This window comes from Ruegeria arenilitoris (assembly GCF_013031355.1).
In the GTDB taxonomy this organism is placed as follows: domain Bacteria; phylum Pseudomonadota; class Alphaproteobacteria; order Rhodobacterales; family Rhodobacteraceae; genus Ruegeria; species Ruegeria arenilitoris_C.
In genome coordinates this window covers 189,285-211,161 of record NZ_WPZO01000004.1, presented here as the reverse complement: position 1 = coordinate 211,161, position 21,877 = coordinate 189,285, and the positions used below count along the sequence as shown (strand labels likewise).

19 protein-coding genes and 2 tRNA genes are annotated in these 21,877 nt (G+C 60.5%); 15 read left to right on the top strand and 6 right to left on the bottom strand.

Going from position 1 to position 21,877, the window contains the following annotated elements; all coding sequences use genetic code 11:
* Window positions 1-3 precede the first annotated feature (3 nt).
* The gene (gene dxs, locus GOX63_RS12025) at window positions 4-1,932 is read left to right on the top strand and encodes a 1-deoxy-D-xylulose-5-phosphate synthase (RefSeq protein WP_170326218.1); all 1,929 of its coding nucleotides are present in this window, start codon (window positions 4-6) and stop codon (window positions 1,930-1,932) included.
* Between the two features lie 29 nt (window positions 1,933-1,961).
* Here dxs and GOX63_RS12020 read toward each other — a convergent pair.
* Window positions 1,962-2,037: transfer RNA gene (locus GOX63_RS12020), tRNA-Thr, on the bottom strand.
* 213 nt (window positions 2,038-2,250) lie between these two features.
* On the opposite strand from GOX63_RS12020, the gene GOX63_RS12015 reads away from it, so the two are divergent.
* From GOX63_RS12015 to arsB, 4 genes are read left to right on the top strand one after another with little or no spacing between them, the layout of a single operon-like run.
* Window positions 2,251-3,084, top strand: coding sequence for a helix-turn-helix domain-containing protein (locus GOX63_RS12015; protein ID WP_170326217.1), 834 nt, complete (start codon window positions 2,251-2,253; stop codon window positions 3,082-3,084).
* The gene (locus tag GOX63_RS12010) at window positions 3,081-4,079 is read left to right on the top strand and encodes an ArsJ-associated glyceraldehyde-3-phosphate dehydrogenase (RefSeq protein WP_170326216.1); all 999 of its coding nucleotides are present in this window, start codon (window positions 3,081-3,083) and stop codon (window positions 4,077-4,079) included. The genes GOX63_RS12015 and GOX63_RS12010 overlap by 4 nt, the downstream gene beginning before the upstream one ends.
* Complete coding sequence (gene arsJ, locus GOX63_RS12005) at window positions 4,076-5,341, top strand: organoarsenical effux MFS transporter ArsJ (RefSeq protein WP_170326215.1); 1,266 nt, start codon at window positions 4,076-4,078, stop codon at window positions 5,339-5,341. The genes GOX63_RS12010 and arsJ overlap by 4 nt, the downstream gene beginning before the upstream one ends.
* Window positions 5,338-6,390, top strand: a complete 1,053-nt coding sequence (gene arsB, locus GOX63_RS12000) for an ACR3 family arsenite efflux transporter (RefSeq protein WP_170326214.1) — start codon at window positions 5,338-5,340, stop codon at window positions 6,388-6,390. The genes arsJ and arsB overlap by 4 nt, the downstream gene beginning before the upstream one ends.
* An 18-nt stretch (window positions 6,391-6,408) precedes the next feature.
* Here arsB and GOX63_RS11995 read toward each other — a convergent pair whose 3' ends face one another.
* Complete coding sequence (locus GOX63_RS11995) at window positions 6,409-7,422, bottom strand: LacI family DNA-binding transcriptional regulator (protein ID WP_170326213.1); 1,014 nt, start codon at window positions 7,420-7,422, stop codon at window positions 6,409-6,411.
* 234 nt (window positions 7,423-7,656) lie between these two features.
* Between GOX63_RS11995 and GOX63_RS11990 the strand changes: the two genes are divergently transcribed.
* From GOX63_RS11990 to GOX63_RS11970, 5 genes are all read left to right on the top strand, one after another.
* Window positions 7,657-8,961, top strand: coding sequence for an extracellular solute-binding protein (locus GOX63_RS11990; protein WP_170326212.1), 1,305 nt, complete (start codon window positions 7,657-7,659; stop codon window positions 8,959-8,961).
* Window positions 8,962-9,033: 72 nt separating this feature from the next.
* Window positions 9,034-9,915 carry an ABC transporter permease subunit gene (locus GOX63_RS11985; RefSeq protein WP_170326211.1) on the top strand — a complete coding sequence of 294 codons (882 nt, stop codon included), beginning with the start codon at window positions 9,034-9,036 and terminating at the stop codon, window positions 9,913-9,915.
* 11 nt (window positions 9,916-9,926) lie between these two features.
* Entirely contained in the window at window positions 9,927-10,820 is an 894-nt protein-coding gene (gene ugpE / locus GOX63_RS11980; protein ID WP_170326210.1) for a sn-glycerol-3-phosphate ABC transporter permease UgpE, read from the top strand.
* Between the two features lie 11 nt (window positions 10,821-10,831).
* Complete coding sequence (locus tag GOX63_RS11975; protein WP_170326209.1) at window positions 10,832-11,878, top strand: ABC transporter ATP-binding protein; 1,047 nt, start codon at window positions 10,832-10,834, stop codon at window positions 11,876-11,878.
* Window positions 11,875-12,891 carry an endonuclease/exonuclease/phosphatase family protein gene (locus GOX63_RS11970; RefSeq protein WP_170326208.1) on the top strand — a complete coding sequence of 339 codons (1,017 nt, stop codon included), beginning with the start codon at window positions 11,875-11,877 and terminating at the stop codon, window positions 12,889-12,891. Before GOX63_RS11975 ends, GOX63_RS11970 begins: the two co-directional genes overlap by 4 nt.
* 3 nt (window positions 12,892-12,894) lie before the next feature.
* Here the strand turns inward: GOX63_RS11970 and GOX63_RS11965 are convergent.
* Window positions 12,895-12,971: transfer RNA gene (locus tag GOX63_RS11965), tRNA-Arg, on the bottom strand.
* A 115-nt stretch (window positions 12,972-13,086) separates the two neighbouring features.
* Between GOX63_RS11965 and GOX63_RS11960 the strand changes: the two genes are divergently transcribed.
* Both GOX63_RS11960 and GOX63_RS11955 read left to right on the top strand, forming a co-directional pair.
* Window positions 13,087-14,112: a LacI family DNA-binding transcriptional regulator gene (locus tag GOX63_RS11960; RefSeq protein ID WP_170326207.1), complete on the top strand. Its 1,026-nt coding sequence runs from the start codon at window positions 13,087-13,089 to the stop codon at window positions 14,110-14,112.
* A 4-nt stretch (window positions 14,113-14,116) separates the two neighbouring features.
* Window positions 14,117-15,325: a winged helix-turn-helix domain-containing protein gene (locus tag GOX63_RS11955; protein WP_170326206.1), complete on the top strand. Its 1,209-nt coding sequence runs from the start codon at window positions 14,117-14,119 to the stop codon at window positions 15,323-15,325.
* A gap of 3 nt (window positions 15,326-15,328) precedes the next feature.
* On the opposite strand, the gene GOX63_RS11950 is transcribed toward GOX63_RS11955, so the two are convergent.
* Both GOX63_RS11950 and hpaR read right to left on the bottom strand, forming a co-directional pair.
* The gene (locus GOX63_RS11950; RefSeq protein ID WP_170326205.1) at window positions 15,329-16,027 is read right to left on the bottom strand and encodes a fumarylacetoacetate hydrolase family protein; all 699 of its coding nucleotides are present in this window, start codon (window positions 16,025-16,027) and stop codon (window positions 15,329-15,331) included.
* Between the two features lie 523 nt (window positions 16,028-16,550).
* On the bottom strand, window positions 16,551-16,985 hold the full coding sequence (gene hpaR / locus GOX63_RS11945; RefSeq protein WP_170326204.1) for a homoprotocatechuate degradation operon regulator HpaR: 435 nt from the start codon (window positions 16,983-16,985) through the stop codon (window positions 16,551-16,553).
* Between the two features lie 235 nt (window positions 16,986-17,220).
* Here hpaR and GOX63_RS11940 point away from each other — a divergent pair, with 235 nt between their 5' ends.
* On the top strand, window positions 17,221-18,633 hold the full coding sequence (locus GOX63_RS11940; protein WP_170326203.1) for a pyridoxal phosphate-dependent decarboxylase family protein: 1,413 nt from the start codon (window positions 17,221-17,223) through the stop codon (window positions 18,631-18,633).
* A 10-nt stretch (window positions 18,634-18,643) separates the two neighbouring features.
* The gene (locus tag GOX63_RS11935) at window positions 18,644-19,414 is read left to right on the top strand and encodes an aldolase/citrate lyase family protein (RefSeq protein WP_170326202.1); all 771 of its coding nucleotides are present in this window, start codon (window positions 18,644-18,646) and stop codon (window positions 19,412-19,414) included.
* 4 nt (window positions 19,415-19,418) lie between these two features.
* Here the strand turns inward: GOX63_RS11935 and GOX63_RS11930 are convergent, their stop codons facing one another.
* Window positions 19,419-20,561 carry a DUF3095 domain-containing protein gene (locus GOX63_RS11930; protein ID WP_170326201.1) on the bottom strand — a complete coding sequence of 381 codons (1,143 nt, stop codon included), beginning with the start codon at window positions 20,559-20,561 and terminating at the stop codon, window positions 19,419-19,421.
* Window positions 20,562-20,703: 142 nt separating this feature from the next.
* On the opposite strand from GOX63_RS11930, the gene GOX63_RS11925 reads away from it, so the two are divergent.
* Window positions 20,704-21,876: an MFS transporter gene (locus tag GOX63_RS11925; RefSeq protein WP_170326200.1), complete on the top strand. Its 1,173-nt coding sequence runs from the start codon at window positions 20,704-20,706 to the stop codon at window positions 21,874-21,876.
* The last annotated feature ends 1 nt before the right edge of the window (window position 21,877 follow it).

The following is a 21,877-nucleotide window of genomic DNA, read 5'->3' as shown; positions in this document are numbered from 1 at the left end:
CAAATGTCTGACCGCCCGAACACGCCCCTGCTGGATCTTGTGAGCCGCCCTGCGGATCTCAAGCAGTTTTCGGACGCGCAACTGCATCAGGTGGCGCAGGAATTGCGGGCCGAGACGATTTCGGCCGTGTCCGTCACCGGCGGGCATCTGGGTGCGGGCCTGGGCGTGGTCGAACTGACCACCGCGTTGCACGCTGTCTTTGACACGCCGCGAGACAAGATCATCTGGGACGTGGGACACCAGTGCTATCCGCACAAAATCCTGACCGAACGCCGCGACCGTATCCGTACCCTGCGTATGAAAGACGGCCTGAGCGGCTTCACCAAGCGCAGCGAGAGCCCCTATGACCCCTTCGGCGCGGCACATAGTTCCACCTCGATCAGTGCCGCGCTGGGTTTCGCCGTCGCACGCGATCTGGGTGGTGTGACACCCGAGGGGCTAGGCGATGCGATAGCGGTGATCGGTGATGGCTCGATGTCCGCTGGCATGGCGTTCGAGGCGATGAACAACGCGGGGCATCTTGGGAAACGCCTGATCGTCATCCTGAATGACAATGAAATGAGCATCGCACCGCCTGTCGGTGCGCTGTCCAGCTATCTGTCGCGGATCTATACCGAGGCCCCGTTCCACGATCTGAAAGCCGCCGCCAAAGGCGCGGTGTCACTGCTTCCCGAACCATTCCGCGAGGGTGCGAAACGCGCCAAGGAAATGCTGAAAGGCATGGCCGTGGGTGGCACCTTGTTCGAAGAGTTGGGCTTTTCCTATATCGGCCCCCTCGACGGGCACGACATGGACCAGCTGCTTCCGGTTCTGCGGACGGTCAAGACACGAGCAACCGGCCCGATCCTGATTCATGTGCTGACCAAAAAGGGTAAGGGATATGCCCCTGCCGAACAGGCCCGGGACAAAGGTCATGCGACGGCCAAGTTCGATGTGGTGACTGGCAAGCAGCACAAGGCCCCGTCCAACGCGCCGTCTTATACCTCGGTCTTTGGTAAAACGCTGGTGGAAGAGGCCGGGCGTGATGACAAGATCGTGGCCGTGACCGCTGCTATGCCGGATGGCACCGGGCTGAGCTTGTTTGCGGAGCGCTACCCCTCGCGCTGTTTCGACGTAGCGATTGCCGAACAGCACGGCGTGACCTTTGCCGCAGCGCTGGCAGCCGGTGGGATGAAGCCGTTCTGCGCGATGTATTCCACCTTCCTGCAGCGCGGCTACGATCAGGTCGTGCATGACGTCGCTATTCAGCGCCTGCCGGTGCGCTTTGCTATCGACCGCGCTGGCCTTGTGGGCGCCGACGGCGCCACCCATGCGGGGTCGTTTGACATCGCCTATCTGGCCAACCTGCCCGGCTTAGTCGTGATGGCCGCCGCGGATGAGGCAGAACTCGTGCATATGGTCGCCACTGCTGCTGCCCATGACGACGGTCCCATTGCGTTCCGTTATCCGCGTGGCGAAGGCGTAGGTGTTGATCTGCCCGAACGCGGTGAGGTGATGGAAATCGGCAAAGGCCGGATGATCCAGAAAGGCGCACGCGTGGCGCTGCTGTCTTTTGGCACCCGCCTGGCCGAGGTTCAGAAAGCCGCCGAAGCACTCTCGGCCCGGGGCATCACCCCGACCATCGCCGATGCCCGCTTTGCCAAACCGCTGGACCGCGAGCTGATCCTCGATCTGGCAGCAAATCATGAGGCCCTTATCACCATCGAAGAAGGCGCAATCGGCGGTTTCGGCAGCCACGTGGCGCAACTGCTGGCGGATGAGGGCGTATTCGATCACGGATTGAAGTACCGCTCGATGGTGCTGCCGGATACCTTCATCGATCAGGCCAGCCCGGCAGATATGTATGCTGTCGCGGGCATGAACGCCGAACAGATCGAAGCTAAGGTGCTGTCGGTTCTGGGCGTGACAACGATTGGCGAGAAACGCGCCTGAGCGTCAACGACCTGAGCAATTGGAAAACGTGGTGCCTCAAGAGGGACTCGAACCCCCGACCTTGTCCTTACGAAGGACCTGCTCTACCAGCTGAGCTATTGAGGCAAGCGAAGGACCGTTTAAACGGTCGGGGTTGCGCGCGCAAGCCTCGATGTTTGTGAATTCACCTACCGGTTCCGTGACGTATCGCGGAGTCGCACTCCCACGCACCTGATCTTCTGCCCTAAAACATCGCACCCGCGTATTTGACTGTGAATTTTTTGTAACGACGCGATTCACGGATTGCTGTACAATCATTATTTCTATATTTCATGAAATATGACAGAACAGATTACCGACCAACTCGCCATCCTCGGCCACCCGCAGCGCATCTCGGTGTTTCGCATGTTGATGCGACGCTTTCCTGACACTGTGCCCGCCGGTGAGCTTGCAACCGAGCTGGATATCAAGGCCAGCACATTGTCGAACTATCTGAACGCGCTGCAACGCTCGGGGCTGGTGACGCAGGAACGGTCGGGAACCTCTCTTCTCTATTCGGTCGATATGAAGAACGTGCAGCACATGCTGGATTTTCTGGTCCTCGATTGCTGCCGTGGCCGCCCTGATATCTGCATGCCTTTCAGCCAAGGAAATGACACCATGACGGACCGCAAGTTCAATGTACTGTTTCTGTGCGTGGGCAACTCTGCCCGCTCGATCTTTGCCGAGTCGCTGCTGCGCGAACTGGGTAACGACCGGTTCAACGTCTATTCTGCCGGAACCCAGCCGACATCGGCACTCAATCCTTTTGCCGTGCAGGTGTTGAAGGACAAAGGGCATGATACTTCGGTCCTGCGTTCCAAGCACATGTCCGAGTTCGCCGCAGCTGGCGCGCCCGAGATGGATTTTGTCTTTACCGTCTGCAACCAGGCCGCCAACGAAGAATGCCCGGCCTGGGAAGGCCAGCCGATCAGCGGCCATTGGGGTATGGTGGATCCGGTCAAGGCTACAGGCACCGATGCGGAAAAAAGCCTGGCCTTCCAAAATGCCTATGGCGCGCTGAAGCGCCGGATCGAAGCCTTTACCTCGCTGCCGGTCGAAAGCCTGGACCGGATTGCATTGCAAACTGCTGTCGATGACATCGGCAGGACGTCACTTGAGGACACGAAATGACGACTTACGCTGTAAACGGCCTGGGCCGGATGGGAAAACTGGCCCTGAAACCGTTGCTGGAGAAGGGCGCCAAGATCGCTTGGATCAATGACAGCGTCGGCGATCCCGAGATGCACACGCATCTGCTGGAGTTTGACACGGTACATGGTCGTTGGGACGCCGAATTTTCGCACGATGCCGAAAGCGTCACCATCAACGGCACGCGCCTGCCCTTTATCGGCACCAAATATCTGGACGAATTGCCTCTGGATGGTGTGGACGTGGTGATCGACTGCACCGGCGTTTTCAAGAGCGAGGCCAAGCTGGCGCCCTATTTCGCAGCCGGTGTTAAAAAGGTTGTCGTCTCGGCCCCGGTCAAGGACGGCCCCACCACCAATATCGTCATGGGCGTCAACGAAGACACCTATGATCCGGCCACGCATCACATCGTGACGGCGGCGTCCTGCACCACCAACTGTCTCGCTCCGGTGGTCAAGGTGATCCACGAAAACCTTGGCATCCGCCACGGCTCGATGACCACGATCCATGACGTGACCAACACGCAAACCATCGTGGACCGTCCCGCCAAGGACCTGCGCCGCGCGCGTTCGGCACTGAACTCTCTGATCCCGACCACCACCGGCTCGGCCACTGCGATCACGCTGATCTATCCCGAATTGAAAGGCCGTCTGAACGGCCACGCAGTCCGCGTACCGCTGCTGAATGCCTCGCTGACCGACTGCGTGTTCGAGGTGGAGCGTGAAACCACTGCTGAAGAGGTCAACGCCTTCTTCAAAGCCGCAGCCGAGGGCGAGTTGAAGGGCATTCTGGGCTATGAAACGCGCCCGCTGGTCTCAACCGATTACACCAATGACGAACGGTCTTCGATCGTCGATGCGCCCTCGACCATGGTGGTGAACGGGACGCAGGTGAAAATCTATGCTTGGTATGACAACGAGATGGGCTATGCGCACCGTCTGGTCGATGTCGCGCTGAAGGTTGGGGCATCGCTGTGACCACCCGGCCCGAAGGACTGTCGGCCTATGTTGCGGTCACGGCGGCCTATTGGGCCTTTATGCTGACCGACGGGGCCCTGCGTATGCTGGTGCTGCTGCACTTTCATACGATGGGGTTCTCGCCGGTCCAGCTGGCGTATCTGTTTGTTCTTTATGAAATCGCCGGGATGGGGACCAACCTTGCGGCAGGCTGGATCGCGGCGCGGTTCGGGCTGACCTCGACCTTGTATGCGGGGCTGGCGTTGCAGGTGGCGGCGCTGCTTGTTCTCACACAACTAGACCCTAACTGGGCGATTCCGGCCAAAGTTGCCTTTGTGATGATCGTGCAGGGGGCCAGTGGTGTCGCCAAAGATCTGGCCAAGATGTCCTCAAAATCCGCGGTGAAACTGCTGGCGCCGACCGAAGGCGGTGGCCTGTTTCGCTGGGTTGCTGTTCTGACCGGCTCGAAGAATGCCGTCAAAGGCTTGGGTTTCCTGCTGGGGGCTGCTTTGCTAGCGACGCTGGGCTTTGTCTGGGCCACGCTAGCCATGGCGATTGTGTTGGCGGTTATTTTGGTGGCCGTCATCCAGTTCATGCCACCCGGCCTGCCCAAGGGACGCAAGGGCGCAAAATTCTCCGAGGTTTTCTCGAAATCCTCAAACGTGAACTGGCTGTCGGCAGCGCGGGTATTCCTGTTCGGCGCGCGGGACGTGTGGTTTGTGGTGGGCATCCCGATCTATTTCTATGCCGTGCTGTCCGACGGCACCGAGGAGGGCAACCGCGCGGCGTTCTTCATGATCGGCACCTTCATGGCCGTCTGGGTGATCCTGTACGGAGCCGTTCAGGCCAGCGCACCCAAGATCCTGCGCGCATCCGAGCGCAGCGAAGGCGACCTGATCCATGCCGCCCGCAGCTGGGCCACCGCCCTGTTCTGCATTCCGGCGGCGTTGACGGTTGCGGTATTGGTATCCTCGGGGCCGCAGACATGGCTGACCGTCACGCTGGTTCTGGGTCTGCTGGTGTTCGGGGCGATCTTTGCGGTCAATTCGTCGCTGCATTCCTACCTGATCCTGGCCTTCACCAAGTCCGAACGGGTGACGATGGATGTCGGCTTCTACTACATGGCCAACGCAACGGGTCGCCTGGTGGGCACCGTGTTGTCGGGCCTGACCTATCAAATCGGCGGGCTGCCTCTGGTTCTGGGCACCGCTGCCGTGATGGTGGCACTGGCGGCGCTGACGTCGGGCAAGCTGACCGATCAAACAAACGAGGCCTACTCATGAGCATTTTCGAACGCTACCTGACCGTCTGGGTCGCCCTCGCCATGATTGCGGGTATTCTGATTGGTCTGGCCGCGCCGGGGCTGATCGGGCTGATCGCCTCGGCTGAGGTGGCCAGCGTCAATCTGGTTGTGGCCGTGCTCATCTGGGCCATGGTCTATCCGATGATGGTAGGCGTCGACTTCGGCGCCGTTGCGGGCGTGGCACGCCAGCCCAAAGGGTTGATCGTGACGCTGGTGGTCAACTGGCTGATCAAGCCTTTCACCATGGCGCTGCTGGCGGTGCTATTCTTCGACTATGTCTTCGCGCCGTGGATTCAGCCCGAGGATGCCGCGCAATACACCGCCGGTCTGATCCTGCTGGGCGCGGCCCCCTGCACCGCGATGGTTTTCGTGTGGTCGCAACTGACCAAAGGCGATCCGACCTATACGCTGGTGCAGGTCTCGGTGAACGATCTGATCATGGTGGTGGCTTTTGCCCCCATTGTGGCGTTTTTGCTGGGCGTGACCGATATCTCGGTCCCATGGCAGACGCTGGTGCTGGCGACGGTTCTTTATGTGGTGCTGCCGCTGATCGCCGGGTTGATCACGCGCCGCAAACTGGGCTCGCAAGACGCCATTGACGCATTTTCGGCCTGGGTGAAACCGTGGTCGGTGCTGGGCCTGATCACAACGGTGGTCATCCTGTTCGGCCTGCAGGGACAGACCATTCTGGCGAAACCGCTGGTGATCGTCCTGATCGCGGTGCCAATCCTGATTCAGAGCTACGGCATCTTCGCCTTGGCCTATGGCGCGGCTTACGCGCTGAAAGTGCCCCACCGAATCGCCGCCCCCTGCGCCATGATCGGCACGTCGAACTTTTTTGAGTTGGCCGTCGCTGTCGCCATCAGTCTGTTCGGCCTGAATTCGGGCGCGGCCCTGGCCACCGTGGTGGGCGTTCTGGTCGAGGTGCCCGTGATGCTTTCACTCGTGGCGTTTGCCAACCGCACCCGCGCCCGTTTTCCCGAACCTGCCGGGATCGAGGCGCATGGCGCCGAGAAGCTGCGCCCCTGATTGGTGCAACGCGGGTGTTCAGTGCGTCCCGCGCGGCACGAAATAGGGGTCGATCAGGAGGGTTTCGCTGGTTCTTGCGGGTTCGGACAACCGACGTTCCAGCAAGTGGATCACGTGCTCGACCGCGTCGTCGATGGGGTTGCTCACGGTGCTCAGATTGAAGGTCGGCCATCCGGCCATTTCGATATCATCAAAGCCCACAATCGACAGGGCCCCTGGCACATCCACGCCAAGTTCGCGCGCCGCGGTCAGCGCACCGATTGCACTGGCGTCATTGGCACAAACCAGTGCATCCAGGCTGTTGCCCCGCAACAGGTTCATCGACGCATCGTACCCGGCCTCGACGGTAAACTCGCCCGCCTCTTCCGCGATCAACGACAGCCCGGCCTGATCCAGAGCCTCCATCAAACCCGCCCGGCGATCGGCGGATGAGGCAAAACACTCCGCACCGGCAATAAAGCCGAACCGCTTGCGGCCCCGATCAATAAGGGTCTGCGTGGCGATGCGCATGCCATCGGCGTTCCGGCAGCACACGTTATCCACCCCCGGCGCATCCACGATCCGGCCGGATGAAATCATCGGTACTCCAAATTTGCTGCACTGCTCGACCAGTGCGCCGGGCATACTGCCGCCCCGCAGAATCAGAGCGTCCAGCGGGTACCGCATCACCTGATCAATGGCCGCTTCGGCGTGGTCATCACCGCCATCAATGAGAATCGGCCACTTGTTCAAAGCGTTCAGCTGACCCACCAGACGGTTCACGAATTCGGAATCATAGGTGTTGCGCATGTTGCCAACAAAAACCGCCACCAGATGCGACCGGCCACCCTTTAACCCCGCCGCCAGAGCGTTGGGCTGATAGCCCATGCGCGCGGCCATCTTCTGGATCTTTTTTCGTTTGTTTGCATCAAGATAAGCGCCAGGCGTAAACGCGCGTGAAACCGCGGAACGCGACACTCCGGCCGCATCGGCAACGGCTTGCGCCGTCACGCGGCGAGGCCTTTCGGCAGGTTTGCTGCTGTCGTCTGTCACACCAATTCAGTCCTCTTTTTTTGATAAATTTGTCAATATTGCTAGAAATCTTTCATCGAACTGTCATACGTTAACATTATGTGAGCACGTGTGCAGAATCCAGACGCGGCTCGCAGAGCAGGTCGGAGGACTGCACGTTTGAACAACGCTGCAGGAGAGCCTGCGCAACAACCTGGCAACTATTGCCACCGGTCTCTTTGCTGCAAGGGGCCGGTATCGAACCGGAGGATCGAAATGACCAACCTGAAGTTCTGCGCAACTGCCGCAGCCCTCGCGTTCACCGCGACCGCGGCCTTTGCAGAAACCGAAATCACGTGGTGGCACGCCCATGGCGGACAGCTGGGCGAAACCGTCAACAAGATTGCCGAGAAGTTCAACGCGTCGCAGGACGAATACAAGATCACTCCGATCTACAAGGGCAGCTACGAAGAAACGCTGACCGCCGGTATCGCCGCCTTCCGCGCGGGCGAGCAGCCAAACGTCATGCAGGTGTTTGACGCCGGTGCCGCCACCGTGATCGCGGCAAAGGGCGCGACTGTTCCGGTCCAGGACCTGCTGGCCGACAACGGTGTCAACTTCGACATCAACGACTACATCGCCGGCGTTCGCTATTTCTACGCCGACAGCGACGGCAAGATGATCGGGATGCCGTTCAACTCGTCCACCCCGATCCTGTATTACAACGTCGACGCGCTGGAAGCCGCAGGCGTCACCCCGCCAAAAACCTGGGAAGAGTTCCAGTCGACCACCGCTCCGGCGCTGAAAGACGCAGGCTATATCGCGCTCAGCCAGTCGCACCTGCCCTGGATCTTCACCGAGAACTTCATGTCGCGTCATGACCTGCCGTTTGCGACCAACAACAACGGCTATGACGGCACCGACACCCAGATTCTCGTCAACAACGACGCCATCAAGGCGCACTTCACCGCCGTGACCGAGTGGAAAGACAACGGTCTGTTCGAATGGTACGGCACCGGCTGGGGCGACAACGCCAAGCCGTTCGAAGAAGGCAAGGTTGCCATGTGGCTGGGCTCGTCCGGCTCGTTCGGCGGCCTGCTGCAAAAAGACCTGCCGTTTGAGTTCAGCGCAGTGGAACTGCCCTATTGGGAAGCCGTGACCCCCGAGCCGACCCAGACCTTCATCGGTGGTGCCGCCCTGTTCGCCATGTCGGGCAAGTCGGACGAGGAAAACAAGGCAACCGCCGAGTTCTTCCGCTTCCTCACTTCGCCTGAAACCCAGTATTTCTGGCACCAGGAAACCGGTTACGTGCCGATCACCGAGGCCGCCTATGAGCTTGCCAAGACCGACGGCCACTATGACCGCTTCCCCGCAGCGGCCGTGGGCGTGAATCAGCTGCAGGCCAAGGCCGGTGAGAACACCAAGGGTTACCGCATGGGCTTCTACGTCCAGATCCGCGACATCATGAACCGCGAATATGGCCGTATCCTGACCGGTGAAACCGACGTGAATACCGCCTTTGAAAACATCGAAGCAGAAGCCAACGAACTGCTGGCCCGCTTCGCCAAGACCCAGGGTTAAACCCCGGGATCACCCCCAGGATGGTCGCGTCGTCACGGCGCGGCCATCCCTTCTCATTCTTACGGACGGGTCATGAAACGCGCGGGCTTCGACAATATCTGGCTACCTGTGGCGCTGCTGCTGCCACAATTGATGATCATCGGCATTTTCTTTTACTGGCCTGCGGGCTGGGCGCTGCAATCATCGTTCTTTCTGCAGGACCCGTTCGGGTTCGGATCAACCTTTGTCGGGGCGGACAATTACACCTCGTTGATGGGCAACGATCAGTACAAGCGCATCGCCTGGTTCACGGTTGTCTTTTCCATCCTCGTCACGTTTTTCTCGCTGGCCATCGCGCTGCTGCTGGCGGTGAAGGCAGACAAGGTGCTGCGTGGAGCCAAGACCTATCGGACGCTGCTGATGTGGGTCTATGCGATCGCACCGCCGGTCGCGGGCTTCCTAGGTATCCTGTTCTTTGACCAGAGCACCGGCCCGATGACCAAGTTTTTCCAGATGTTCGGGTGGGATTTCAAACTGGGCGTCGACTACAACGCCACCGCGACCGCGATGATCATCGTGTCGGTCTGGAAGCAGATCCCGGTCAATTTCATCTTTTTCCTGTCGGGCCTGCAATCCATCCCGCGCTCCGTGCGCGAGGCGGCGATGATCGACAACCGCTCGGCCACCGGGCGGTTCTGGCAGGTCACCTTCCCGCTGCTGGCGCCGACCGCATTCTTCCTGCTGATCATCAACATCACCTACGCCCTGTTCGACACGTTCGGCATCATCGACGCGCTGATGAAGGGGGAACCCGGCAACAACCCGATGACGCTGGTCTACAAGGTTTATCTGGATGGCTTCCGGGGCAATGATCTGGGCGGCTCGTCTGCGCAATCGGTGATCCTGATGGTTCTGGTGCTGATCCTGACCGTCTTTCAGTTCCGGCTGGTCGAACGCCGGATTCACTATACCTGAGGGGGCTAGTCATGGCTGACACAACGCTTGAAACACCCGCCGTCACCCACCGCCCCCGCCGCATTCGCTGGGAAACGGTCGGAGATCACGTCGTCTTGATCCTCGGTTCGCTGCTGATGATCCTGCCGCCGCTGCTGGCGCTGACCACGGCCAGCCATGATGCGGTGACGATTCACCGCGAAGGGCTGCAACTGACGATCGGCGACGATCTGGGCAAGAATTTCCACGCCGCCATGCTTGAAAAGGGCGGCTTTACCCAGACAGTTGACGGAACGCTGATGTTGATGAACTCGTTCATTCTCGGCATCGGCTTTGCCGTGGGCAAGATCATCATCTCGATGATGGCCGCCTATGCGATTGTCTATTTCCGTCTGCGTTTTGCGACACTGGCCTTCTGGATGATCTTCACCACCCTGCTGCTGCCGCTTGAGGTGCGCATCCTGCCGTCCTACGAGGCGATCCAGAAGCTGGGCCTTACCAACACCTATACCGGCCTGATTGTGCCACTGATCGCTTCGGCAACGGGGACCTTCTTCTTCCGCCAATTCTTCATGTCCGTACCTGAGGAACTGGCCGAGGCCGCCCGGATCGACGGTGCAGGCCCGTGGAAATTCTTCATCGACATCCTCGTCCCGCTTAGCCGGACGATGATCGCGGCGATCTTCATCATCATGTTCGTCTTTGGCTGGAACCAGTATCTGTGGCCGACCCTGATCACCACCGACGAAAGCTTCTTTACGTTGGTCCGGGGCATCAAGCAGATCGTGCTGTCCTATACCGACAGTCAGATCCCCGAACACGGGCAGGCCCTGGCGCTGGCCATCGTGGCGATGATTCCACCCGTGGCCATCGTCATCTTCTTCCAGAACTGGTTCGTCAAGGGCCTCACAGAATCCGATAAATAAGGAATACGCGCATGGCTCAGGTTTCTTTAGAGGGCATCCGCAAGGTCTATCCCAACGGCTTTAAGGCGGTTAAAAGCACCAGCTTCACCATTCAGGATGGCGAGTTCGTCGTCCTAGTCGGCCCTTCGGGCTGCGGTAAATCCACCCTGCTGCGGATGATTGCGGGGCTGGAAGATATCACCGAGGGTACGCTGAAAATCGGCGACCGGGTGGTCAACAATGTGGACCCGGCGGATCGGGACATCGCGATGGTGTTCCAGAACTACGCTTTGTACCCGCATATGACGGTGCGCAAGAATATCGGCTACGGGCTGAAGAACCGCGGTACCCCGGCGTCCGAGATTGCCGCCAAGGTGGAAGACGCCGCCAAGATGCTGAACCTGACCGAGTATCTGGACCGCAAACCGGCGCAGCTGTCCGGTGGCCAGCGTCAGCGGGTTGCCATGGGCCGCGCGGTGGTCCGCGACCCGGCGCTGTTCCTGTTCGATGAACCGCTGTCGAATCTTGACGCGAAACTGCGCAACCAGATGCGGATCGAGATCAAGGCCCTGCAACGCCGCCTTGGTACCACCGCCGTCTACGTGACCCATGATCAGGTCGAGGCGATGACGATGGCGGATCGCATCATCGTTCTGAACGCAGGCCAGATCGAACAGATCGGCACCCCGACCGAGATCTACCACAACCCGGCCTCGACCTTTGTTGCCTCGTTCATGGGCGCACCGCCGATGAACCTGATCGAGGCCGAGGTGGCCGATCAGCAGGTCCGGATCAACGGGTATGACGGGCTGATGCCTGCCCCCGGCTCTTATGCCGGCCCGGTCACGATGGGCATACGCCCCGAGGATGTTGAGCTGGACGAACAGGGCTCGGTCACTTTCCGCGTCGATATTCTGGAAGAACTCGGCGCCCACCGCCTGCTGCACGGTGCGATTGCGGATCAGCCCTTTACTGTGATGGTCAACAAAGACCACGACGTTCAAACCGGCGAAACCCGCGTCACTCTCAAACCCGACGCCCTGCGGCTGTTCGATGCGGAAACGGGAAAAGTCCTTTGATTACAGAAAGTTTGCGTGTTCTCCCCGCTGTGACCCCGGATCAGCGTCAGGAGATTCTGGCCGCACCCCGTACGTCCGAGGCGCACCGGGGCCTGTTGTCCGGCCTGCCTGCCATGAACGCGCTGCAGGTGGGGGGTGAGGCATCGGCTACCCAACTGCCCGCCCAATTCACCGTCGCGGCCTGGAATGTGGAGCGCTGCCTGTTCCCCGAAGACACCGCCGCCCACCTTAAACCGATTGCCCCGGACGTCGTGCTTCTGTCCGAGGTCGATCATGGTATGGCCCGCACGTCTCAACGCCACACAACCGAAGAGATGGCGCGTGCTTTGGGCATGGTCTACGCCTTCGGGGTGGAGTTTCACGAACTTGATCTGGGCGGCCCGACCGAACGGTCTTTCTGCACGGATGAATTCAACGAACACGGCTGGCACGGCAACGCAATCCTGTCCTCGGTGCCATTTGAACGCACCGCGTTGATCCGTCTGGACGACCACGGCCACTGGTTCGCGCCCGAGGCCGGTGCGGCCGACCCCGAGCAACCCCGCGTCGGCGGCCGCATGGCCATCGCCGCCGTGATCCCAAATGCCAGCGGCCCCATCTGCGTGGTCTCGACCCATTTGGAAAGTAACGCGGACACGGCGCACCGGCACGCTCAATTTGATCTGTTGCTGCAGAAACTCGACGCCTTTGCCCCCGGTCTGCCGGTCCTTATTGGCGGAGACCTGAACACCGGCAACCACCTTCCACCCGATTTCGACTGGCGGCGGGAAACCCTGTTCGATCTGGCCGAGGGCCATGGCTATTCCTGGGCTTTTACCCCGCCGGGGCTGACGACACGGCCAAGCCTGATCACCCCGCACCCGGACCGCAAAATGAAACTGGACTGGCTGGCAGGTCGAGGATTCGCACCTGTAGAAAGCGGAATTCTGACCTCGATTTCCGCTACAGGAACACCGTTGTCAGACCATGATTGCGTCTGGAGCACCGTTGAACCACAGACCGAAACTGCCTGAAACTGGCGACCCCGGCAGGATTCGAACCTGCAACCTGCCCCTTAGGAGGGGGCTGCTCTATCCAGTTGAGCCACGGGGCCGCGCAAGGCTCTCTGTAACGCGGTTTTTTTCGGTTGTCATGAGTTTTGCACAACAGTTGTAAATCGCGTCCTGTTCACGCTACCATCGGGCAAAACAACAGTGCAGGTGCCCTCCGTGACCACAGAAACAAAACGCCCGCTTACCCTTCGTGATGTGTCCGAAGCGTCCGGAGTGTCAGAGATGACGGTCAGCCGGGTTCTGAGAAACCGGGGCGACGTGTCAGACGCCACCCGCACCCGCGTTCTGGCCGCCGCGAAAGAGCTGGGATATGTCCCCAACAAGATCGCAGGCGCGCTGGCCTCAAGCCGGGTCAACCTGGTCGCGGTGATCATCCCATCGCTGTCGAACATGGTCTTCCCCGAGGTTCTGACCGGTATCAATCAGGTGCTGGAAGATACCGAGTTGCAGCCCGTGGTCGGCGTCACCGACTATCTGCCCGAGAAAGAAGAAAAAGTGCTGTACGAGATGCTCTCGTGGCGGCCATCGGGAGTGATCATCGCCGGGCTGGAACATACCGAGGCTGCCCGGGCCATGCTGGATTCGGCCGGAATTCCGGTGGTTGAGATTATGGATACCGATGGCAAGCCCGTGGACGCGATGGTCGGCATCTCGCACCGTCGCGCCGGGCGTGAAATGGCCGAGGCGATCCTGAAGGCCGGATATCAGCATATCGGCTTCATGGGCACCAAGATGCCGCTGGACCACCGTGCGCGGAAGCGGTTTGAAGGCTTCACCGAAGTTCTGGGCAAGAACGGTGTAGAGATCGAGGATCGCGAGTTCTATTCCGGCGGCTCGGCCCTGGCTAAGGGGCGCGAGATGACGCAAGCCATGCTGGAGCGGTCGCCAGAGCTGGATTTTCTGTATTATTCCAATGACATGATTGGTGCCGGCGGGTTGCTGTATCTGCTGGAACAGGGCATCGATGTGCCGGGGCAGATCGGTCTGGCCGGGTTCAACAATGTCGAACTGCTGCAGGGTCTGCCCCGCAAATTAGCCACGATGGATGCCTGCCGGTTGGAAATCGGGCGCAAGGCGGCTGAGATCATCGCCGCACAACTGGCCGAACCGGATGCCGAGATCGACACCCGCGTGACCCTGACCCCCAAGATCAGCTATGGTGATACGCTGAAACGGCGCTGACGCTGTGGCGCTGCAACGGCTGGACAACAAGGCGGCCCGTGCCCTGTTCATGGACCGCCATGCGCTGGCCGAACAGCCTTCGGGTGGGGCCAAGGGCGCTGATCTGCTGGACCTGATCCACCGGCTGGGTTTTGTGCAACTGGACAGCATCAACACTGTCGCCCGGGCCCATGACATGATCCTGTTTTCGCGGCGGCCGTCCTACCGCGCGAAGAACCTCAAACGCCTCTATGAGCGCGACAAGGCACTGTTCGAGCACTGGACCCATGACGCCGCGGTCATTCCGATGGAATTCTACCCGCACTGGCACCTGCGGTTTCAACGCGACGAGGCGCTATTAAAGTCTCGCTGGAAGAACTGGCGTCGCGACGGGTTCGAACAGCAATTCGCCACCGTTCTGCAGCATATCCGCGACCACGGGCCGGTATCATCCTCGGATGTGGGCAAGGACGAAAAGAAAGGGTCCGGCGGTTGGTGGGACTGGCATCCCTCCAAAACCGCGCTGGAGTTTCTGTGGCGGTCAGGGGCCCTGACGGTGATAGGCCGCAACGGGTTTCAGAAACGCTATGACCTAACCGAAAGGGTGATCGACACGCATCTGTGCCCGGGCAAGATGGCCTGCGATGCCGAGGCAACCGTGGATTGGCTGTGCAACGCCGCACTGGACCGACTGGGTTTTGCCACGCCCGGAGAGCTGGCGGCCTTCTGGGACACGGTCAGCGTGGCCGAGGCGAAAAACTGGTGCGAAAAGGGTCTAACACAGGGGGTATTGGAAGAAATCGAAGTTACATGTGCCAACGGACAGGCGCGGAAACTGCTGGTCCGGCCCGGCCTTGCGGCGGCTGACCTGCCCGCACCGCCGGGGCGCATCCGGGTGCTCAGTCCGTTTGATCCCATGTTGCGCGACCGCAACCGGGCCGAGCGGCTGTTCGGGTTCCACTACCGGATCGAGGTTTTCGTCCCTGCCGCAAAGCGGACCTACGGGTATTACGTCTTCCCTCTGCTGGAGGGCGACCGGATGATTGGCCGCATCGACATGAAAGCCCAGCGCGATCGGGGCGTCCTGCAAGTCAGCGCGCTGTGGCCGGAGCGGTCTGTGCGCTGGTCAGAGGCCCGCACCCGGCGCCTGCAATCGGAACTGGACCGCGTCCGTCGTTTTGCCGGGCTGGACGATGTGGTGTTTGCGAAAGACTGGTTGAAAGACCCTAAATAGGGTCTATTCTGCGTCCGTTAGCGTCAGTCGGATCGGCTGCAACCCATCAATGCCACCCTCGATCACATCCCCGGCCTGAACCGGACCGACACCGGCGGGCGTGCCGGTCAGAATCAGGTCTCCGGGCCGCAGATGGTAATAGCCGGACAGATGGCTGATGATCTCGTCGATCTTCCAGATCAGCTCATTCAGCGTTGCGTCCTGACGGACCTCGCCATTCACGCTCAGATGAATGCGGGTGTCATCCGCCGGCGACCAGTCAGCGGCACGAGTCAGCGGCGCAAACACTGCCCCGGCCTCCAGATCCTTGCCCAAATCCCAGGGGCGCTGCTTGTTGCGCTCGCGGATTTGCAGGTCGCGGCGGGTCATGTCCAGCGCACAGCCATAGGCGTAAACCGAGTCCCAGGCCTGTTCGCTGGTGGCGCGAAAGACGGGTTTGCCGATGGCCACGGCCAGCTCCATCTCGTGATGAAAATTATCGGTGCCCGGCGGGTAAGGCACGGTTGCTCCGGTCAGCGCCGCGTTTGGGGCAGATTTGGTGAAATAGAACGGCGCCTCACGATCGACCTCGTGCCCCATCTCGGCTGCATGCGCTGCATAGTTGCGGCCGACACAGAAAATCCTCCCCACCGGATACGCCGCCTGTTGCCCCAGAACCGGAATCGCAATCGGCTCGGGTAAAGAAAACACAGTATCTGGCATCGCGGCCCCCTTTTGTTTCAGCCAGCCCGCATCTTAGCGCCGCAATCCGAGGGGACAAGACGCCCGGTTTTGCGCACGCCCGGCACTGCAGAACACAAAAAACTGAGCAAATTCCGTTCACAATCCGGGTGCCCTGTCTTGGAAAACACCGGAACAGTTCTAAATTGGAGGGTGGCAGAGCGACGACGCCGGTTACTCGGGGTACGGCGCGCTCTGGCCGCCGCTCACAGGTACGGCGGGTAAACATGCACCCGTCTGGACGTGAAGACATCCCATAAAGCCGCGAACCACGCGGCGTTAACGGATGCGAATACTTCAGAGAACTACGGCCTAAGACTTTACCCCCAAAGTCTTTGCGTCAGAGAGCCGGTATATTTCGGTCCGGCACGTTTTCTGAAGCGCAGGTCGGACCGTCGGGACCTATTCGACGCAACCGGCCTCGGGCCAGGCACATAATCCAGTACACGTCTGGCCGCCCCGCCGGAGAGAATGCCTAACTCCGGCGGGGTTCGTATTTTGGGCGTCACGTTTCCAGATTGCGCAGTTCATTCAACAGGTCCAGCAGCGCCTCGTGCCGGTCCGGGCCCAGCTTGGTGCGCAAATCTTCGGCCAGATGGACCGTCACCTGAATGTTGTCGCGGATAATCTGCCTTCCCTTGGCTGAGATATCGACGATCTGCCTGCGCTTGTCGTCCGGGTGGACTTCCCTGCGGATCAGCCCCTTGGTCTCGAGCTTTTGCAGAATGCGGGTGAGGCTTGGCAACAACAGGCACGCCCGGTCCGCAATATGGGTCGGCTCTTGCGGGCCTTCCTCGTCCAGGACGCGAAGCACGCGCCATTGCTGTTCGGTTACACCGACATCCGTCAGCATCTTGCGAATGGGCCCCATGACCCGTTCTCTGGCCCGAAGTAATGCAATGGGCAATGAACGTGACGTCAATGGTACTTCATTGGTCATAAGGAATTTTCACCGAATTCACGCGATACTGCAACGGGCCAATCTATTCCTCGTTGTAATGTTACCTGTGGCCCTTGTTAGAGTCTTTCGAATTGGCGCACTTTGGGCCAATGCAATTCAAATTTAGTAAACATGGCAATTAATATTGACCTTTGGCGCTTAATCGCCATGACTGGCACAATGAAGAAACTCACCCCGGGGCAAATCCGGGTCTGACAGATATCCGAGGATTGGCATGAAGTGGGACGAGTTCACCGACTGGGGTAAGAAAATATCCGAATGGGCGCAGGATTACCACCTGACCGTGGGTGACAAACCGGTGCGTGCCCGAACCGAACCGGGCGAGATTCTGGACGCCCTGCCCGCCCATCCGCCGGAACAGGCACAGGCGATGGAGGATATCTTTCGCGATTTCGAAGATATCGTGATGCCCGGTATCACCCATTGGCAGCACCCCCGGTTCTTTGCCTATTTCAATGCGAACACGTCGCCCCCGTCGGTTCTGGCCGAGTTTCTGACCAGTGCCATAGCGCCGCAATGCATGTTGTGGCAGACCTCGCCCGCCGCGACCGAGATGGAAACGCGGATGATGGACTGGCTGCGCCAGGCGCTGGACCTGCCCGAAGGATTTGCCGGCGTCATTCAGGACTCCGCCTCCTCGGCAACACTGGCGGCGGTGCTGACCATGCGGGAAAGAGCGTTGAACTGGCAGGGCAACCAGCAGGGATTGTTCGGGCAGAAACCGCTGCGCATCTATTGCTCGTCCGAAGTGCATACTTCGGTGGATCGCGCCATCTGGGTGGCCGGGATCGGACAAGACAATCTGGTGCGCATCCCGATCAAGGGCGACTGGCGCGGCATGGACCCCGCGGCGCTGGAAGCGGCGATTCAGGCAGATTTAAACCTTGGTTTGCAGCCCGCAGGCGTCATTCTGTGTGTCGGAGGGACTGGCACCGGCGCAACCGATCCGGTGGATGAATGCCTGAAGATTGCGCAGAAATACGGGCTGTATTCCCATGTAGACGCGGCCTGGGCGGGGTCGGCGATGATCTGTCCGGAATACCGCCACTATTGGCCCGGGATCGCGCAGGCCGACAGCATCGTGTTCAACCCGCATAAATGGCTGGGTGTGCAATTCGACTGCTGCGCGCATTTCCTGAAAAACCCCGATGATCTGGTGCAGACGCTGGCGATCAGCCCGGAATACCTCAAGACCCACGGTAAGGACGGGATTATCAACTATTCCGAATGGTCAGTGCCTCTGGGCCGCCGGTTCCGGGCGCTGAAACTGTGGTTCGTACTGCGCGCCTATGGGTTGGAGGGGCTGCGCAAACGGCTGCGCAACCATGTGAACTGGTCCACCGACCTGCATGATCGGTTGGCGGCCGAGCCGGACTTCCATATTGTCACCCCGCCGATGTGGTCGCTGTGGACTTTCCGCTATACGCCTGAGGGACATACCGATTTGGACGATCTGAACTTGCGCCTGGTCGATGCGATCAACGATGATGGCCGCATCTATCTGACCCAAACCCGTGTCGATGGCGATCTTGTGATCCGCTTTCAGGCCGGTCAGTTCGAAACCACAGAGGATGACGTTCGCATGGCCTATGATGTCATCACCGAAATCGCCCGCTCCCTGTCTTAGAGGTTCCCAAATGGCTGCGCCCACAAACACGTTCAAACAGGCTCTAACAAAAGGCGATCGCCTGATCGGTTGCTGGAGCAGCTTTGCCGAACCCGTCGCGGCCGAAATCATGGGCACCGCCGGCTTCGACTGGCTGGTGGTGGATGGGGAACACGCACCGAATGACATCCGTTCGCTGCGGGATCAGTTGATTGCACTGGCGGCCAGCCCCTCGCACCCGGTGGTGCGGGTGCCGGTGGGCGATACGGCACTGATCAAGATGGTGCTGGATATCGGCGCGCAGACCATTCTGGTGCCGATGGTCAATAGCGCCGAGCAAGCACGCGAGCTGGTTAGCGCCTGCCGCTATCCGCCCGAAGGGCTGCGCGGGGTCGGAGCCGGGGCAGCGCGGGCCACAGGCTATGGATCAGTCGCGGATTACATTCAGACCGCCGATGAACAGATTTGTCTGCTGGTGCAGGTCGAAAACCGCGCCGGGATAGCCGCGCTGGACGATATTCTGCAGGTCGATGGCGTCGATGGCGTCTTCATCGGCCCGGCGGACCTGTCTACCGACATGGGTTTTCAGGGCAACAGCGCCGCCCCCGAGGTGCGCGCCACCATCGCCGATGCCATCACCCGGATCAAAGCCGCGGGTAAAGCGCCCGGCATACTGGGCACCGATGACGAGGCCAATCAAGCCTATCTGGACATGGGCGCCCAGTTTCTGGCGGTGGGGATCGATGTGATGCTGCTGGCGCAAGCCGCGCGGGCGTTGTCGGCAAAATGGAAGGCAAAATAACGCCCTAACCCTGCATCGCGGCAGCGGCCTGCGCGTATCCCCCCGAGGCCCCGTCGACGAAATGCACATGGTCGTCCCGCATGGCCGAGGGCACAAAGCAGGTCATCATCGCCTCGTCCTGTGCGTGCAGCCCATAGCGGACCTTGCCCTGTTCACGCGCTTGTTCCAGCATGATCCTGATTTGCTTGAGCGTGGCCGGATCGCAATCCAGCGTCATCTTCAGCCCGTCATCGAACTTGCGGAAATCAGCATTGCGGCTGACCATGTGTTTGTAGTGACCGGGATCGAACTCGCCCAACCGCTTGCCGGTTTTGAACAACAGCGCGATCAGCAGGTTTTGCCCTAACAGCTTGACCCTCTGCCCAAACAGGTTGCGCCCCGCGCGCGAGACACGGGCGTCCAACTCGACATCCGGCGGCGGCCAGCTGATCGGCGGACCGTTTTCCGGCACCGGGTGGCCTGCACGCTCCAACCGTTCCGAAGCGGTCAGAACCGATCGCGCCAGATCGGCAAAATCGCTCTCGGTTGCTTTTTGCGTCGGCTGGATCACCAACGAGACGATCTGACCATGACGCGCCTTGCTGTTGGACCAGCGGCAGGACAGGCCGGTCAGATCAGGCAGCGCGCCCGGATCAGAGGGCGGCACCTCGAACGCACCGGATTTCATCTGCGCTTCGGCCCAGACCAGACCCCCGCCAGAGAACATGGCGTAATCCACACCGTCCGAGGGGGCATAACGCGCCACCCGCAAATCCCGGCCCGCCAGACGGATTTCGGATACCGGCACCAACGCACCGCGCAACGTGATCCCAAACTCTTCCTCAGCCCAGCGCCGCAGCTCAGCCAGCACCGTGCGGGCGGTGTCGACGGCGCTTGCGGGGATGGCAAAGCCTGCGCCATCACCGCCGAAGACATAGGGAAACTCCTGCCCTTTCAGCGCGTTGATCATGGCCGAGATCACCGCAGCGCCGACCATGTTGACGGTCTTGTAGCGGCCCCGCGCAATCTCACCGGTGGAATCGACGATATCGGCCACACCCAGTGCCCAATCACTCGGCACGGCTGTAAACCGCGCTGGCTGCGCCAGGCTGGTGAAGTCCCGCTGTAGGGGAAGGCTGTCATAAAAGGCGGCCTGTGCGTCTTTCATCGGCACCTCGGGGTGATGGGTATCGCAATAGATAGCCCGAATGTGAACGCTGTCCGGTGAAAACAGTATAGCACACAAGCTTGTGTGACGCACCGGGACGTGCCAAGCATTTCCGCACAACCGGGGGAGGAAGGGGCAGTTCATGAAGGCAGGTCTGGTGGTCTTGTGCCTGGGCTATGTGCTCAGCCAGTTCTTTCGCGCCTTTCTGGCGGTGCTGAGCGTTGATCTGGGCCGCGATATCGGCGCCACGCCCGAGGATCTGGCCTTTGCCTCGGGGCTTTGGTTTCTGGTCTTTGCCGCCATGCAGTTGCCGGTGGGCTGGGCACTGGATCAGATCGGGCCGCGCCTGACAGCAGCGGTTTTGTTGCTGGTCGGTGGCGCGGGCGGTGCGGCGTTGTTCGCCGTGGCCAGCACGCCGTTTCACATTGCCATCGCAATGGGGTTGATCGGGGTCGGGTGCTCTCCGGTGCTGATGGCGTCTTACTACATCTTTGCGCGGGAATACCCGCCCGCACGGTTTGCGACGCTGGCCGCGGTGATGCTGGGCGTGGGTTCAGTAGGCAATCTCGTGGCCTCCTACCCCACCGCGCTGGCGGTCGAGCTGATGGGATGGCGTGCGACGATGTGGGTGCTGGCGTTGTTCTCAGGGACGATCGCACTGGGCATCTGGGTCACCGTGCATGACCCCAAACGGGTTGAGACCGAGCACCGGGGATCGGTACTGGACTTGCTGAAAGAACCCGCGCTTTGGGCGATCCTGCCGCTGATGCTGGTGGCCTATGCGCCCGCGGCGGCCACACGTGGGCTGTGGGCCGGGCCGTATCTGAGCGATATCTTCGCCCTCAGCACCACCCAGATTGGTACGGCGACGCTGATCATGGGGGCCGCAATGATTGCCGGAACATTCGCCTATGGTCCCCTTGACCGGATGCTGGGCACGCGGAAATGGGTGATCTTCGGCGGCAATGCGCTGGGCACGGGGGCGCTGGTGTTGCTGTGCCTGTGGGTCGACAGCGCGGTCTGGCTGTCGGTGGTGCTGATGGCGGTGATTGGCTTCATGGGGGCCAGCTTTCCGGTCATCATGGCTCATGGCCGCGCCTTTGTGGCCCCGCATCTGGTGGGGCGTGGCATGACCCTGCTGAACCTCTTTGGCATTGGCGGCGTTGGCATCGCGCAATTCGTCACGGGGCGCATCCATGCGGCCACAGTGGACATCAGCCCGACCGCGCCCTACACAGCGATATTCGGCTTTTTCGCGGTCACGCTTGCCATTGGTTGCGTGATCTATCTATTCAGCCGCGACAGCGTCGACTGAC